We start from the raw sequence: 16,199 nt of genomic DNA, 5'->3' as shown, positions 1-16,199 counted from the left end.
GGTGTCCCTCGGGGCACCTTTTTTTATACTTAACTTCCTGCTATGAAACTGTTAACAACCCTTCTGCTAATTATGCTTTCGATAGCATCAATGGCACAGAAAAAAACGAAGCATGGCAAATGGATTCAACTCTTCAATGGCAAGGACCTAACCAACTGGAAAATAAAAATCAAGGATCATCCGCTGAATGAAAATTATGCCAATACATTCCGGGTTGTGGACGGGAAGCTGACGGTGAACTACGACCAGTATGATAGTTTCAAGGAGCAATATGGCCATATTTTTTATGACCGCTCCTTCTCCTATTATCTACTGGTAGTGGAATACCGTTTTACTGGCCAGCAATGCAAAGATGGTCCAGGCTGGGCAATTCGAAACAGTGGGGCCATGCTACATGGTCAATCGCCCGAAAGCATGTCTTTGGAGCAAGACTTCCCCATTTCACTGGAAGCCCAGTTCCTGGGTGGGAATGGAAAAGACGAGCGCTCAACAGGAAACCTGTGTACGCCCGGAACAAATGTTGTGATGGATGGCAAACTCTTTACCCCGCACTGCGTGAATTCACTTTCTAAAACATATCATGGTGACCAATGGGTAAGGGCTGAAATGTTCGTGCTTGGCGATTCAATTGTTCAACATATCATTGAGGGGGATACTGTTTTACGTTTTATGCAACCTCAATATGATGGCAAAGATCCATGGGTACAGAAAGCAAAACTTTCTGGTGGACAAACAATAAAGGAAGGGTACATTTCACTCCAGGCCGAAAGCCATCCGGTTGAATTCAGGAAAGTAGAATTGTTAGACCTTGGGAAATACAAAAACAATCCGAAAAACTACGTAAGGTTATTCATTCACTGCAAAAACATTCCTAGGTTAACCAATATGGTCCCGAATACAACGGGACCATATTGGTTATGAATTTACTTTCCCTTTAAGGTTCACTTCTTTTGGAAATGAAGTACTTCACCAGATGCAGCATTATCATCCTCTAACTCTATAAGACTGCTGGTTAGTGATTTTATAACCCAGTCATCGTTAAGTTCAAGGAGGTCAGCATCTGTTGTGACCATAGCAATGTCCAGTTTCTTTTTTCCATCATCCATTCGGATTCCCCATGTACCAGTAACTGAAACTCCGGTTTTGGAAACGGCCAGATTACCACCATTCCCAAACACGAATGTATAGCCGGTATAATGTGATGTTTCATCAATATTATCATCAGTATACAGATGAACAACCCACCCACCACTAGTGATGAGGGAATTATCAGTAGGCACAGGATCATCGTCAGAAGAACATGCCGAGAAACCAATGACCATCAGCAGTGCCAGACCAATCAACAATTTCATTCGCTTCATAACTAAGGATTTTAATTCTTTAAGTTACTACGAAGGAAAAAGTAAAAAGGTGATAAATATCACTTAGAGCCTGGTAACGTAAACTTCTTCGCGCTTCTTTACTTCTGTAGTAAAACTCTGGTAAGTTTTGTAAGGTTTTCCCTTTCCACTCTTTTTCTCCAGCTCCCACTGCAAAAAAGTAATATCTCTGGGAACAGCGATCCTTTTTAGAAAAATTGGTGAAGTGAAATTATCACTATAGAGGACGGTACCATTTGATTTATCGCGTAGTGTAATTTCATTCCGCGAGCCATCACTGTTGATGAACTGTATCCGGAAGTAATAATACTCCTCATCACTACCAAGATAACTTACCTGGGGTTGTTCATCCACGATGGAATCGAGCGCCAACACTGGGTTTCCCGAAGGGAAAGAAGGTGCAGCACCTGTAACCGATGATGCCGTCAATACGGTTGCTGCGATCATAAAACGCAACGATACAATTGAAAGAATTTGCCTTTTCATACAATAACATTTTTTTGGTTAAGAATGCTTTTTGTACAGCAGCACGTTAGTAGCATTTAAGCCAAACAAAAATTCGTTACACTATGTGGGCAAATGTTGAGGGAAAGCAATCTGCTTTTATGGAAGCAAAGCGGATGGAGGAAATGAATAATCCTCATTGATTAATATCGAAACTACGAAAAAGTAACCCATTGACAAAAAAAAAGCCAGGCAGATTGCCTGGCTTTAATAAAAAAGAACTCATTACCTATTTGGCGTATTTCTGTTTGTAACGCTCATATAACTGCTTGTGCTTATCGGTTAAATCAACATGGCGGCCCTGGATAAATGCGTGGGTAACAAGGCTGGTGCGCATATCAAGAATATCACCTTCACTCACAACAATATTTGCATCCTTTCCCACTTCGATGGAACCTGTTCTGTCGCCTACTCCTAGTATGGTTGCAGCGTTCAGGGTTATGGCCTGCAGCGCCTGTTCCTTTGTGAGGCCGTAGGCAGCCGCTGTTCCTGCATTGAATGGAAGGTTACGACCTCTTGTTTGTCCGTCTTCATCATTGATGGCAAAAAGGACACCTGCTTTCTGTAATGCTGCAGCAGTTTTGTAAGGCTGGTCTACATCATCATCCTGCATGGTTGGCAAACTGTGGGGTTGATTCAGGATCACAGCTATATTATTTGCTTTAAGGAGCGGTGCAATCTGGTAACTTTCGCTTCCGCCAACAATCACAACATCCATCCCAAATTCCTTCACGAAATCAACGGCAACAAGCATCTCTTTAACAATGTCACAATGCACAAATAGTTTCTGGCTCTTGTTGAAGAGGCCTTTTACAGAAGCATATTTAAGATTGGTGGAATGGGGCTTCGAAGTATTTGCATAAGCCTGTGCCTGCCTGAAAAAAGCTTTGACTTCAGCAATTTGTTCCATACCTCTTTTCAAAGGATCCGTTTGGGGAACAATACCCATAAAAGCTGCAAATGGATTTGGCCGGTTTATCAGGCTGGGCATACGGAAATGGATGGCATTCTCCATGCGATAGGCTGCATCCTCATAATTCCATGCATCTAGTTGTACCACTGAAGATGATCCGCTGATCAAGCCTCCCAAAGGAACCACATTGGCAAGTAATATTCCATTACTCTTTAAAGTGTTGATAACCTTGGAATCAGTGTTGTAAGCAACAATGGACCTGACAGAAGGATTCAGATCACCGATCTCCCTGCTGTCTACAGTAGCGCGAACACTTGGAACCTCTACCAGGCCGAGCTGTGAATTGGTGAGTATAAGCCCGGGATAAACATGTTTTCCCTTCACATCAAAAACCTTAACGTCACCTTGCGGAACCGGTATATCCTTTCCAATCTTATCTATTTTTCCGTTGCGGACCTCAATGGTTGTCCCCTCAATAACCTGTCCATTCCCAACGTGAACGGTTGCATTCGTAATAAATAATAACCCCTTATATTCCTTAGCAGGGTAAACGTTTTCCTGTGCATGGCTTGAAGTGGTCAATAATAAACCACAACATATAGTGAATAATAATTTCTTCATTTTTTTGCCTTTAATTGTTACCGTTGATTTCATCTGCATCTACTACAAGCAAACCATGATTATGATAATGGTCGCTGCAGGTATGCATCAATTCCATGCTTGCCTCAGCTGGTCGTGAAGGCATACCGGCCTTTTTCTCTCCCATCATTTTCTGAACGAGCCGGCTGCGTTCATCTACAATCTTAGCGCGCAGTTCCTTGTCTTTTTCACGATCAAAGTAAACGATACCATCAACGATGGTTTTTTCAGCCTTTGCATAGATACTTAGCGGGTTATCGGACCATAATACCAGGTCAGCATCTTTTCCCACACGAATGCTTCCCACACGGTCATCCACATGAAGCATTTTTGCCGGATTGAGTGTCACCATTTTCAAAGCATCTTCCTCACTCATGCCGCCGTATTTTACACTTTTTGCTGCCTCCTGGTTAAGGCGACGGGCCATTTCCGCATCATCGGAATTAATGGCAACATTAAGCCCTACCTGGTGCATCAACGTAGCATTATAGGGGATGGCATCTACTACTTCCATTTTATAATTCCACCAATCACTGAAAGTGGAAACACTGGCGCCATGATCTTTCATCTTATCAGCTACCTTATAGCCTTCCAGTATATGCGTAAATGTATTGAATGTGAAACCGAACTTCTCACCTACCCGCATAGCCGCTGTGATCTCACTTTGCACATAAGAGTGACAGGTAATGAAACGCTTTTTATTTATGATCTCGGCCAATGCATCCAGCTCAAGATCACGACGCACAACAGTCCACGGATCAGTAGCCACAGATTTTTTTCCCTTTGCCGATGAAGAAGCTGCTTTAACAGCATTGTCATAATCAAGCGCACGTGTAAATGCATCCATCAGCACCTCTTCCACACCCATTCGTGAATCAGGGAAACGGTTGTTCTGGGATGCTCCGGAACGCTTCACATTTTCTCCTAATGCAAACTTGATAAAAGGATCCCAATTGGCGAATTTCAGGTCTTCTGCATTTGCACCCCAACGTAACTTTATAAGCTGGGTCTGGCCTCCGATTGTATTTGCAGAGCCATGTAGTATATGTGAAGAAGTTACCCCGCCACTGAGCTGGCGATAGATATTGATATCATCCGGATTAAGGTTATCTGCAATGCGAACTTCTGACGTAACTGACTGCCCCCCCTCATTAATGGATGCTGCAGCAATATGAGAATGCTCATCAATTATACCTGCAGTTAGATGCTTCCCGGTGCCATCAACAATTGTTGCACCGCCATCTGCAAGTCCCTTGCCTATGGCTGTTATCTTTCCGTTCTTCACCATCACATCTGCACCCTCCAAGCGACCTTCCTTCTCGTTTGTCCATACAGTAGCATTTCGGATCAGGATAGGTTCCCGGGCAGGTGCCTTTTCCCATCCATATCCGTTGAATGGATAGGTTACGGTTGTCAATTGAGGTAATGATTTTTTCTTTGCACTGTCTTCTTTGGTAGTAGCTGCCTTTGTTAGACTAGCCATCCAAAGCACTTTATTTCCATTAGCATCCTCACCACTGCCATGCCATTCATCACCAATTCTGGCACCACTCAAACGAATATTCTTTTTGGATTGCTTGCTTTCAGGAAAACTTATTCGAACCATTTTGCCATCAAAACTGAACCTGGCAGGCAAGGTATCTTTATCAAGCACCTGTGCACTGCTATTATTCTTTACATCAAGCAAATATTTTGTTGTGCCTTTATCTGAATTCAGATTTATGGTATACTGTCCTGCCGCTGCATCCCATCCTGATTCATTCAACACATATTTCTCACCTTGTATCCAGTTTTGAAATATTGTTGTCTTCTCTGCAAAAACGGGTCCGGAAGTTATAATGAAATTGGCCAGTTTGCCTGCATCAAGACTTCCGACTTCACCATACAATCCCAACAAGGTTGCCGGGGTCTTTGTAAGGGCTTCAAGTGCTTTGGTTTCAGATAGGCCGTGCTCAATAGCTTTGCGCAATGCTGCCATAAACTGTTTAGTATCACGGAGGTCAGCCGTTGTAATACAGAAAGGAATATTTGCTTTTTCAAAAGCAGCGGCATTGGTTGGGGCCAGTTCCCAGTGTTTCATATCAGATAAGGAAACAAAGCGGGCATCATTAGGATCATCAACATCCATTGCCTGCGGAAAGTTCAGTGGCAGGATGAATGCTGCCTTAGAGGCGGCCATATCGCTGATGCGCTGGTATTCATTTCCGCCAGCTTTAATAATATACTGTACACCAAACTCATCACCTATCTTATCGGCACGCAGGGCATTCCATTTATCATTGGCCTCAAATACCTGCGGCAGAGGTTGGTTATCATTCCAGGAACGGAGACTCAGGTTAAGGCCTTCCTTATCCTGGTTTTTCTGGTACCATTTGGAATCAATATAAGTTTGCCTCAACAATGCTATTGCACCCATTAGTGAACCAGGATAACTCTGTGTGGAGCTTCCTTTGTTAAAAGAGTAATGAGCACTGGCCCTGTCTTTTAGTATCACCTTATTCTCCTTTTCATTGGCAAGCGTTACTATGCTACCTGTACCTCTGGCGATACCGTCTTTCTGATGGGTCAATACCGTTCCGAAACCCAGGTCACGTAATCCCTTTGCCTTAGAATCATCCGCAACAAAAATGGTTGAAGCGGAAACATCTGATTTGATGGCCTGGTTCCAGCCATATGGCCCTTTCTGGTTAGAGGTTAACTGGGCAGGTGCATTAAAATTAAATCCGCGCTGCTGCCGCTCCACTACCGGCATCCCATAATCGCTGTAGATATCAATAAAGGAAGGATAGATAAACTTTCCTTTGCAGTCGATCACCATGGCCTCTTTTGGAACAGGTACATTGGTACCCACGGCAGTGATACGCCCATCTTTTACAACAAGTGTTGCAGGTGTAAGGGTGGTCTTTTCACTGGTAACGATGGTGGCATTTGTAAATGCGTAAGTAGATTGACGTTCTTCTGCTATGCCATTGACCGGAAAGGTCGGCTGTGCATGAACGAGGGACGCTAAAAGCAGTCCGCCCAATAAGGACGTAAGCCTTCGCCCGTGGTGAAACAGGGTTTGCCTTCTCATGAGTGTTAGTTTATTTAGCTATCGCCGAATATAAGTAAATGGTATAACTTCGATTACCGATTTTTATCAACGGCATATATTGTTTATGAACATCGCCGCATCCATTGATCATACGATCCTTAAGCCCACAACAACCATTGCAGAAATTGAACAATGCTGTTCAGAAGCAGTTCAATATGGCTTTGCTGCAGTTTGTGTTCCACCACCTTTTGTTAAAAGAGCTGCCACTATACTGGCCCCCACCAATGTAAAAATCGCAACGGTGGTAGGATTTCCTTTTGGTTATTCTGCTACGGAAGCCAAGGTGGCGGAAACAATACTGGCCATTGTGGATGGCGCCCATGAGATAGATATGGTAATAAATCTTATTGCGTTAAGGCAGGCAGACTACGCCTATCTCCAGAAAGAAGTAAGCCTGCTCGTGGAGGTTTGCCACAATAAAGGCCGCATCCTGAAGGTTATCATTGAATCCGGAATCCTTTACCCCGAAGAGATCATTTCCTGTTGTGAAAAGCTCGGGCCGCTGGGCATTGATTTCATGAAAACATCCACTGGCTACGCCGAAAAAGGAGCCAGTATTGAAGCCGTTCACCTCATGAAAAAACATCTCCCCGCCTCCGTCAGGATCAAGGCATCGGGAGGCATCCGCGATTATGCCACAGCCATCGCCATGGTTAATGCAGGAGCCAACCGACTTGGGTGCAGTTCAAGCGTTGCTATTGTTTCCGGAGCACCTGACCACCAATTGGGTGGGTATTAACGTCTACAGATAGAGTTTGGCGGGGAATTTGATAAAACCACCTATATGAAACCCTTTGCAATGATGATAACATTGGCTTTAGTTACACTGGCTGCTTTTGGGCAATTGCCTGGCGATACATTAACGGTACAGAAAGATTCCAGGATAGATCTTTTAATACAGAAGCAGGTAGAGATAAATGAATACACCACCCGCAATGCAAGACGAACCGCAAAAGGCTTTCGGATACAGGTGATCAATACAACCGACAGGAATGCGGCTATTGAAGCAAAAACCACCGTGTATCGTCTCTATCCGGAGCTTAAAGCATACCTCCTTTATCAAAGTCCTTATTTCCGCCTGCGGGTGGGGAATTTTGAGACCCGCGATGAAGCAGAAAACTACCAGCGTCAGTTGGCCAGGGAATTCAAGCAGAATGTATATATAGTAAATGATACCATTGAAGTGAACCCGGATAAAAGTGGGGAACGCTGATGCATCGCTCTGCTGATGGCTTCTCCCTATATTTGCGGAATGTCATTAAAAGATAGCATTCTGCAAAAAGCAGCTACCTATGCCGATGAATTTATTGCCATCAGGCATCACCTTCATGCCAATCCTGAATTAAGCTACCAGGAATTTGAAACAAGCGCCTATATACAGGACTTTCTGCAAAAGCAGGGTATTCCTTTTACCATTATGGCTGAAACAGGTGTGGTAGGAATAATTGAGGGGCGCAATCCCTCCTCCCGCACCATTGCACTTCGCGCCGATATGGATGCCCTTCCTATCCAGGAAGCAAATGATATTCCTTATAAGTCCACCAAAAATGGCATCATGCATGCGTGTGGACATGATGTTCACACGACCTGCCTCCTGGGAGCCGCAAAGATCCTCCATGAATTGAAAGGAGATTGGGAAGGAACCATTAAGCTTCTTTTCCAGCCCGGTGAAGAAAAGAACCCGGGTGGTGCTAGTCTAATGATCAGGGATGGAGTATTGGAAAATCCAAGGCCTGCGGCAATATTTGGCATGCATGTTCACCCGCAAATGCAGGTAGGGCAAGTGAGCTTCCGGAGTGGAAAAGTAATGGCAAGCGCCGATGAGATCTATATTACTATAAAGGCAAAAGGGGGCCATGCTGCAGCACCTCATACCACGGCCGACCCAATCCTCATTGCATCGCATTTAGTAATTGCTTTACAGCAGGTGATCAGCCGAAATGCTGACCCCGTGCAGCGATCCGTGTTGTCAATTACCTCTTTCCAGGGGGGGCATACAACAAATGTTATTCCACATGAAGTTAAGCTCATGGGAACATTCAGGGCCATGGACGAAGAATGGCGTTATAAAGCCCATGAACTAATCCGGAATATTGTAGAAGGACTGGCAACTGCAATGGGTGCAGAAATTGACCTGCATATAGATATCGGATATCCCACCGTTTATAATAATGAAATGCTGCATACTGTGGCCGTTGAGCAAGCAGTTGAATTGCTGGGTTCTTCCAGGGTAGAAGAAACCGAGATCCGAATGGGTGCCGAAGACTTTGGCTATTATTCCCAACAGATCCCAGGATGCTTTTACAGGCTGGGGGTAATGAACATTGAAAAAGGCATCAGTTCAGGTGTTCATACACCAACATTCAATATAGATGAAGATGCCATCTCCACCGGAATAGCAATGATGGCATGGCTAGGCGCTACTGCCAATTACCCGTCCTGATACCATTTTCGTATTTTGCACCCCTCAAAACAACCGTGCCCCATAAAATATCTGTATGAGTAAAGAAACCAGAAGATTTCAGGCCCTGGAATATCATTCAAAGGGCAAACCTGGCAAAATTGAAGTAGTACCCACTAAGGAAGCTAAGACCCAGCGTGATCTTTCGCTTGCATACAGCCCAGGCGTAGCCGAGCCCTGCCTCGAGATCGCCGCAAATAAAGAAAATGTATATAAATATACTGCCAAGGGAAACCTGGTAGGAGTAATCAGTAATGGTACGGCAGTACTTGGTTTAGGGGATATTGGACCTGAAGCAAGTAAACCCGTGATGGAAGGAAAGGCCGTACTCTTTAAGATTTTCGCCGATATCGATGTTTTTGATATCGAGATAAATGAAAAGGATCCTGTTAAGTTTGTTGAGATTGTGAAATCCCTGGAACCAACTTTTGGTGGCATCAATCTGGAAGATATAAAGGCTCCGGAATGTTTTTATATAGAACAGCAGTTGAGGGAGCAACTCAATATTCCGGTGATGCATGACGACCAGCACGGAACGGCTATCATTAGTTCGGCCGCTCTACTCAATGCACTGGAGCTGCAAAAGAAAAAGATCGATAAAGTAAAGTTTGTAATAAATGGTGCCGGCGCAGCTGCAATGGCCTGTGTTAAACTTTATGTTTCACTTGGTGCACGCTATGAAAATTTCATATTATTTGATAAAGATGGCGTTTTACACCAGGGAAGAACTGACCTGGGAAAAGATAAAGAACCATTTGCAATAAAGGGAACGGACTGGACCCTGGAAAAAGCGATGAAGGATGCCGATGTTTTTCTTGGGCTTAGTGTAGGCAATGTAGTTACACGTGAAATGGTGCAGAGCATGGCAAAAAACCCGATCGTTTTTGCGATGGCAAATCCTAATCCTGAGATCACTTATGATATGGCTGTGAGCGCCCGAAAAGATATCATCATGGCAACAGGCAGAAGTGATTATCCCAACCAGGTTAACAATGTATTGGGATTCCCGTTCATATTTCGTGGCGCCCTCGATGTGAGGGCCCGGCAGATCAATGAAGCCATGAAACTGGCTGCGGTACATGCACTGGCCGATCTCGCAAAAACACCTGTTCCCGATATCGTTAACCTCGCTTATAATGAGCGCAACATCGTTTTTGGTGCCGAATACATCATCCCTAAACCATTAGACCCACGTCTTTTATCCACCATTGCTCCGGCCGTAGCAAGGGCTGCAATTGAAAGTGGCGTTGCCACCACCACCATCGCTGATTGGGATGCTTATGCTGTTGAGCTCAACCGCCGGTTGGGACTCGATAACCAGCTTATGCGGGTTATTGGCAGCAAGGCAAGGCGTGATCCGAAGCGACTGGTATTTGCGGAAGCCGATAATCTTAAGATCCTTAAAGCAGCACAGATCGTATTTGAGGAAGGGGTCGCATATCCTATTCTGTTAGGAGATGAAAAAAAGATCAGGAGTATTGCTGAAGCAAATAATCTGGACCTGGAAGGATTGCCCATCATCGATCCAAGGAGCGACGCAGAAGAGGACAGGCGGAAGTTTTATGGCCAGTTGTTTTTCCAGAAGCGTCAGAGAAAAGGAATGAATAAATATGAGTCTTTCAAGATCATGAAAGACAGGAATTATTTTGGCTGCATGATGGTGGAAACAGGAGATGCAGATGCGATGATTTCCGGATTGACAAGAAACTATGACGAAACCATTCGTCCCGCTTTACAGGTAATAGGTACCGAGGAAGGGGTAAAGAAAATTGCCGGGATGTACCTCTTGCTTACCAAAAAGGGGCCGATCTTTATGGCAGACACAACGGTTAACTTTAATCCAACCGCCGAAGAACTTGCAGAAATAACATTAATGGTTGCCAAGGAGGTGCGGAATTTCAACCTCACTCCTCGGATCGCAATGCTCAGCTATTCTAATTTCGGAAGCAGCGCATCACCGGAGGCACAATTGGTGGCCAGCGCACGTAAGATCGTTAAGGAAAAAAATCCTTCCCTGGTTGTTGATGGAGAAATGCAGGCAAGTGTAGCATTCAATAAGGATATACTGAAAGAGAATTACCCTTTCAGTGAACTTGTTGACAAAGATGTTAATACGCTCATTTTTCCTAACCTCGCAGCAGGCAACATTGCTTACAACCTGCTAAGGGAAGTAGGTGGGGCCGATGCAGTGGGTCCCATATTAATGGGAATGAAGAAGCCGGTACATGTATTGCAACTGGGAAGTTCAGTACGCAGCATTTTTAATATGGCACTGGTGGCAGTTATTGATGCGCAGATAAAATGCGGCAAAACAGATACCGCAGGTATTGTTACCAAATCCAAATGGTGGAAACGCTTCAGCAAAGTATCGAAAGATATATAGTATTTTACGCAACAAGCCAGCAACGAATGAAATTATTCACTGAAATAGGTCGCTTCTTATTAATGCTGAAAGGCATGTTCGCAAAGCCAGAGAACAGCAAAGTATACTGGAAAGAATTCATGCATCAATGCGCTGATATCGGAATAGGATCGCTTGGAATTGTGGTGATAATTTCTATTTTCATGGGTGCCGTATCAACGCTTCAGACAGCCTACCAGTTGGTTAGTCCCCTTATTCCAAAGTCATCCATCGCACAGATCGTACGCGACACTGTATTGCTGGAATTTGCTCCCACACTCGTCTGCATCGTTCTTGCTGGTGTTGTGGGTTCAAAAATCGCAAGTGAACTGGGGAATATGCGGGTAAGCGAACAGATCGATGCCCTGGAGATCATGGGGATCAATACAAAAACTTACCTGGTTCTTCCAAAGATCGTTGCAGCACTGCTGGTAATACCCATGCTTGTAGTAATATCGGCTGCCCTTGGCATCTGGGGTGGAAGGATAGCCGGTTCAGCCGCACAGATACTTTCAACAACCGATTTTGATAAGGGACTTCTGCAATCCTTTTTACCCTATAATGTGTTCTTCGCAATGGTGAAAGCCTATGTGTTCGCATTTATAATTTCAAGCGTTCCTGCCTATTATGGATACCATGTAAAAGGCGGCGCACTTGAGATCGGCAGGGCAAGTACAAAATCAGTGGTTGTAAGCTGTGTACTGATCCTGTTTGCCGATTATTTACTGGCAGCAATCCTATTGTAGTTCAAATCTCAACTTATTAACTGTGATTGAAGTTCAGAATCTGAAAAAAGGCTTTGGTGAGAAGATCGTTATCAACGATGTAAGCGCTGTAATGGAGGCAGGTAAATGCAACCTGATAATAGGTTCAAGCGGAAGCGGTAAAACCGTTTTCATGAAATGCCTGGTAGGACTCTTTAAACCGGATGCAGGCAAAATTCTTTACCATGGTGAAGATTTTACAACTATGGGGGATGCAGATCGGAAGGAGATAAGAAAAGAGATAGGAATGCTCTTCCAGGGATCAGCCCTTTTCGACAGTCTCACCGTTGAACAGAATATCCAATTCCCCCTTAACATGTTCACCGACTGGACACTCGCAGAAAAAAGAAAGCGAGTAAACGAAGTACTCGACAGGGTTGAATTAAAAGGGGCAAACAAGAAATTTCCCGCCGAAATAAGCGGAGGTATGAAAAAGCGGGTGGGTATTGCAAGAGCCATAGTGCTTAATCCAAAATTCCTTTTTTGTGATGAGCCTAACTCCGGACTCGACCCGCAGACCTCACTGGTAATTGACAAGCTCATTAAAGAGTTAACCCTTGAATATGATATTACCACAGTTATCAATACCCATGACATGAACAGTGTAATGGAAATTGGCGATAAAATCATTTATATGTACCAGGGCGTGAAAGAATGGGAAGGAAATAATAAGGAGATCATTTTCAGTAAGAACCAACGGTTGAATGATTTCATATTTGCATCAGAATTCCTTCGCGATGCTAAGGATATGCGAATGCTGGAACAAACCGGTAAAATTGATGAAAACCGCAACATGGAAGACATGATGAAATAATTTCCCTTAGTTTTGCCCCCGATTCGGCCCCATCAGGGTATCTACATATTAAAACCAAGCCATATGAGCGTTTTAGTCAATAAAGATTCTAAGATAATTGTACAGGGATTTACAGGTACGGAAGGAACTTTTCATGCCACCCAAATGATCGAGTACGGCAGCCAGGTAGTTGGTGGAGTAACACCCGGCAAAGGCGGAAGTTCGCATCTGGACCGTCCTGTTTTCAATACTGTTTCAGAAGCAGTAACTGCAACGGGTGCCAACGTTTCTATCATATTTGTTCCACCTGCATTTGCAGCTGACGCCATCATGGAAGCAACTGACGCGGGTATCCAACTTATTGTTTGTATCACAGAAGGCATTCCCGTGCAGGATATGGTTAAAGCCAAAAACTTTATGGCTGGAAAGAACTCACGCCTTATTGGACCCAACTGCCCGGGTGTGATCACTGCCGGCGAATGTAAAGTGGGTATCATGCCCGGAATGATCTTTATTCCAGGTAAAGTGGGTATCGTTTCAAAAAGCGGCACCCTTACCTACGAGGCAGCCGACCAACTTGCAAAAGCCGGACTGGGAGTTACAACTGCTATTGGAATAGGTGGCGATCCAATCATCGGAACAACCACCAAGGAGGCAGTAGAATTATTAATGAATGACCCGCAAACAGAAGCTATTGTTATGATAGGTGAGATAGGTGGAAGTATGGAAGCAGAAGCCGCTCAGTGGATAAAAGCAAATGGAACTAAACCAGTAGTGGGTTTTATTGCGGGACAAACTGCTCCTCCAGGTAGAAGGATGGGCCATGCCGGCGCTATTGTTGGCGGAGCCGATGATACCGCTGCGGCAAAAATGAAGATCATGGACGAATGTGGGATACATGTTGTTCAAAGTCCTGCCGACATCGGTAGGAAAATGGCAGAAGTCCTGAAATAATAAATAGTTGACATTAAAATATTGTAATGCGGCCCCTAAACGGGCCGCTTTACTTATATTAGCAGTCTGTAATCTTCTCCAATCCTTCGAATTTCCTTCTACCTCTTAAAAGGTAATGACGACTGCCTCTTCCCGAACCAGTTAATCATTTAAATCAAACAAGATGAGAAGAATCTTTACTCTTATTATTTCCGCAACTTTATTGGTATTACAGGCAAAGGCGCAGCTAGGTGTATTCACTGAAAACGTTGGAACAGGAACGTCACCATCTGTCAATACCTATACAGGATGGACATCAGGATTGCCGGCTTCAAATTATTCAGGTACTGCGGGGGCTTCAGTAGCAATTCCTCCAACATCTAGTACCCAAGGTGGCTCGGCAGTTTTACTAAAAACAACTACATCACAAGAAACTCAATCTTTTACAATCTCCAATATACCCATTACTAATTTTGGAACTGTTGTGATTGGCTTTGAATTCAGAAGACCCTCTGGAGGGGCTACAACCTTAGTTCAATACTCCTTTGATGAAGGCGGCACCTGGAGTAATTTTGCAATTTCTCCAGTACTTGCAACGAGTGGAGCTATTGCGTGGAATGATGGTCCTTATGCTGCAACACCTGTTATAGTACCTGCCGGTGAAACAACCATTTCAATACGTTTTGTAATAATTTCTGGAAATGGAAACACTGATCGAGAAAATTATATTGATGGTATTATTGTCGCTCCTTCAATTGAAACCCTCCCCGTCACCACCCGAAATTTCACAGCTGTTCCCCGCAATGGGAAAGTCAACCTTAGCTGGACCGGTGTTGCCACCCATATGAATTCAAAATTCGAGGTTGAACGCAGTATCAAAGGAAACAGCGGATTCAACACCATTTCTACCCTGCCTGCCAAAGCCATTGGAGAAGCAATTTATTCATTCACGGATGAGAGCCCCCTTAAACCCGTCAGCCACTACCGCCTTCGTATAACCGATGAGAATGGTCGCGTCTCCTATACAAAAATTCTTAAAGTAGCTGTTGGTGGTGCTCATTTTGCACTCGACAACCTTTTCCCCTCTGTTGCAAATACACAGGTGAATCTCGTTGTCAGCAGTTCCTCCAGTCAGCCAACCGAAGTTTTTGTTTTTGATTCCTATGGCAGAATGGTTATACAAAAAAAGATTGTTGTTGCTACAGGTAGCCAGTCGTACCCTCTCGACATAAGCCGGCTTAACAGCGGCAGCTATACTGTGAGGCTGACACAGGAAAACGAAATTATCACCGGGAAATTCATCAAACAATAAATGATTTCCGGGATTTAATAGCAATAACCGCCTCCAGCAGGCGGTTATTTTTTGCCCATTCGTCGAATTCAACCATAACACACTTGCAGTTCCAGCAAAGGGTTTATACTTTAGCACTCACTCCACTACATTCCCCTGAAAAACCGGTAGCAGTTTCCAAGTCCTTGAACCAGGAAATTTATTCGTACACCTTTTGTAAACTACCGGAAATGAAAACGCTTTTAACTGCGGGATTACTCTCGCTTGCAACTACATTTTTCATACCTGCCAGCACCCAGGCAAATACAGTAACCCCAGCAACCACACTTAAGCTTAGAAATTTTATGGCTGCCCCATTCAATGGCAACGTTAAGATCGAATGGATAGCAAGTGCCAAACTGCTCAATGGATGGTTTGAAATTGAGAGAAGCAACTCCCGCAATGGTAACTATGAAAAACTGGCAACAGTTCCCCTTCGCAAGAAAGAAGACACCCGTTACTGGTACAGTGATACCGATCCTTTTAGCGGCGATAATTATTACAGGATCAAACTTGTAGATGCTAACAGAAATACCACTTATACCAAAACCATTCTCGTTAAAATGGATGGCACCCACCTGGCTGTAGATAATATTTTCCCGTCAGTTGCACAAAACCAGCTTAACCTGCAGATCAGCAGTGGTGAAGAATCAAAAGTCAAAATAGATATCATCGACATGAGCGGAAGAAGTTTTTCATACGGCAGCCTGCAAGTGATTCCAGGCACTACAAGATATCCTCTTAACATCACCGCCCTCCATAATGGAAGTTATATGATGCTCATAAAGAAGGGTGATAAAATCATTAACAGGCGCTTTATAAAACAATAAGATCCTGGCCTGCCTTAAAAGAACGTTAAGGTAGTGCAGGTTGAAATGGTTGCGTATGCAATTAGTGGATGGCAGCATCTACCTTTAGTACTCTTTTTGATAACTTGTACTAAAATAGGTGGTATGCACTCGACCCTTCGCAAAATCCTGTACCTCAC

14 protein-coding genes are annotated in these 16,199 nt (G+C 44.0%); 10 read left to right on the top strand and 4 right to left on the bottom strand.

Annotation, left to right across the window (positions count from 1 at the left end):
- Nucleotides 1-42 precede the first annotated feature (42 nt).
- Nucleotides 43-921: a DUF1080 domain-containing protein gene (locus HY58_RS17315; protein ID WP_082022210.1), complete on the top strand. Its 879-nt coding sequence runs from the start codon at nt 43-45 to the stop codon at nt 919-921.
- Between the two features lie 20 nt (nt 922-941).
- On the opposite strand, the gene HY58_RS17310 is transcribed toward HY58_RS17315, so the two are convergent.
- The 4 genes from HY58_RS17310 to HY58_RS17295 form a co-directional block, all read right to left on the bottom strand.
- Nucleotides 942-1,361: a hypothetical protein gene (locus HY58_RS17310; protein WP_156123741.1), complete on the bottom strand. Its 420-nt coding sequence runs from the start codon at nt 1,359-1,361 to the stop codon at nt 942-944.
- A 63-nt stretch (nt 1,362-1,424) separates the two neighbouring features.
- Complete coding sequence (locus HY58_RS17305) at nt 1,425-1,865, bottom strand: hypothetical protein (RefSeq protein ID WP_156123740.1); 441 nt, start codon at nt 1,863-1,865, stop codon at nt 1,425-1,427.
- Nucleotides 1,866-2,112: 247 nt separating this feature from the next.
- Nucleotides 2,113-3,417 carry an amidohydrolase family protein gene (locus HY58_RS17300; protein ID WP_039135101.1) on the bottom strand — a complete coding sequence of 435 codons (1,305 nt, stop codon included), beginning with the start codon at nt 3,415-3,417 and terminating at the stop codon, nt 2,113-2,115.
- A gap of 10 nt (nt 3,418-3,427) precedes the next feature.
- Nucleotides 3,428-6,508, bottom strand: coding sequence for an amidohydrolase family protein (locus tag HY58_RS17295; RefSeq protein ID WP_039134976.1), 3,081 nt, complete (start codon nt 6,506-6,508; stop codon nt 3,428-3,430).
- A gap of 85 nt (nt 6,509-6,593) precedes the next feature.
- Between HY58_RS17295 and deoC the strand changes: the two genes are divergently transcribed.
- From deoC to HY58_RS17250, 9 genes are all read left to right on the top strand, one after another.
- On the top strand, nt 6,594-7,268 hold the full coding sequence (gene deoC / locus HY58_RS17290) for a deoxyribose-phosphate aldolase (protein WP_039134973.1): 675 nt from the start codon (nt 6,594-6,596) through the stop codon (nt 7,266-7,268).
- A 45-nt stretch (nt 7,269-7,313) separates the two neighbouring features.
- Entirely contained in the window at nt 7,314-7,742 is a 429-nt protein-coding gene (locus HY58_RS17285; protein WP_039134971.1) for an SPOR domain-containing protein, read from the top strand.
- 39 nt (nt 7,743-7,781) lie between these two features.
- Complete coding sequence (locus tag HY58_RS17280) at nt 7,782-8,972, top strand: M20 family metallopeptidase (protein ID WP_039134968.1); 1,191 nt, start codon at nt 7,782-7,784, stop codon at nt 8,970-8,972.
- A 55-nt stretch (nt 8,973-9,027) separates the two neighbouring features.
- Complete coding sequence (locus HY58_RS17275; RefSeq protein WP_039134965.1) at nt 9,028-11,373, top strand: NADP-dependent malic enzyme; 2,346 nt, start codon at nt 9,028-9,030, stop codon at nt 11,371-11,373.
- A gap of 26 nt (nt 11,374-11,399) precedes the next feature.
- Nucleotides 11,400-12,137 (top strand): ABC transporter permease, encoded by a 738-nt coding sequence (locus tag HY58_RS17270; RefSeq protein WP_039135098.1) that lies wholly within the window; start codon nt 11,400-11,402, stop codon nt 12,135-12,137.
- Between the two features lie 22 nt (nt 12,138-12,159).
- Nucleotides 12,160-12,969 (top strand): ABC transporter ATP-binding protein, encoded by an 810-nt coding sequence (locus HY58_RS17265; RefSeq protein WP_039134962.1) that lies wholly within the window; start codon nt 12,160-12,162, stop codon nt 12,967-12,969.
- A gap of 63 nt (nt 12,970-13,032) precedes the next feature.
- A complete protein-coding gene (gene sucD / locus HY58_RS17260) occupies nt 13,033-13,902 on the top strand; it encodes a succinate--CoA ligase subunit alpha (protein WP_039134960.1) in 870 nt (289 codons plus the stop codon).
- Nucleotides 13,903-14,065: 163 nt separating this feature from the next.
- On the top strand, nt 14,066-15,193 hold the full coding sequence (locus tag HY58_RS17255; protein WP_039134958.1) for a T9SS type A sorting domain-containing protein: 1,128 nt from the start codon (nt 14,066-14,068) through the stop codon (nt 15,191-15,193).
- A gap of 209 nt (nt 15,194-15,402) precedes the next feature.
- Nucleotides 15,403-16,041 (top strand): T9SS type A sorting domain-containing protein, encoded by a 639-nt coding sequence (locus tag HY58_RS17250; protein WP_039134956.1) that lies wholly within the window; start codon nt 15,403-15,405, stop codon nt 16,039-16,041.
- Nucleotides 16,042-16,199: the final 158 nt, after the last annotated feature.

It is taken from the genome of Flavihumibacter sp. ZG627 (assembly GCF_000814325.1).
GTDB lineage: Bacteria > Bacteroidota > Bacteroidia > Chitinophagales > Chitinophagaceae > Flavihumibacter.
This window is presented reverse-complemented; position numbering and strand designations above follow the sequence as displayed.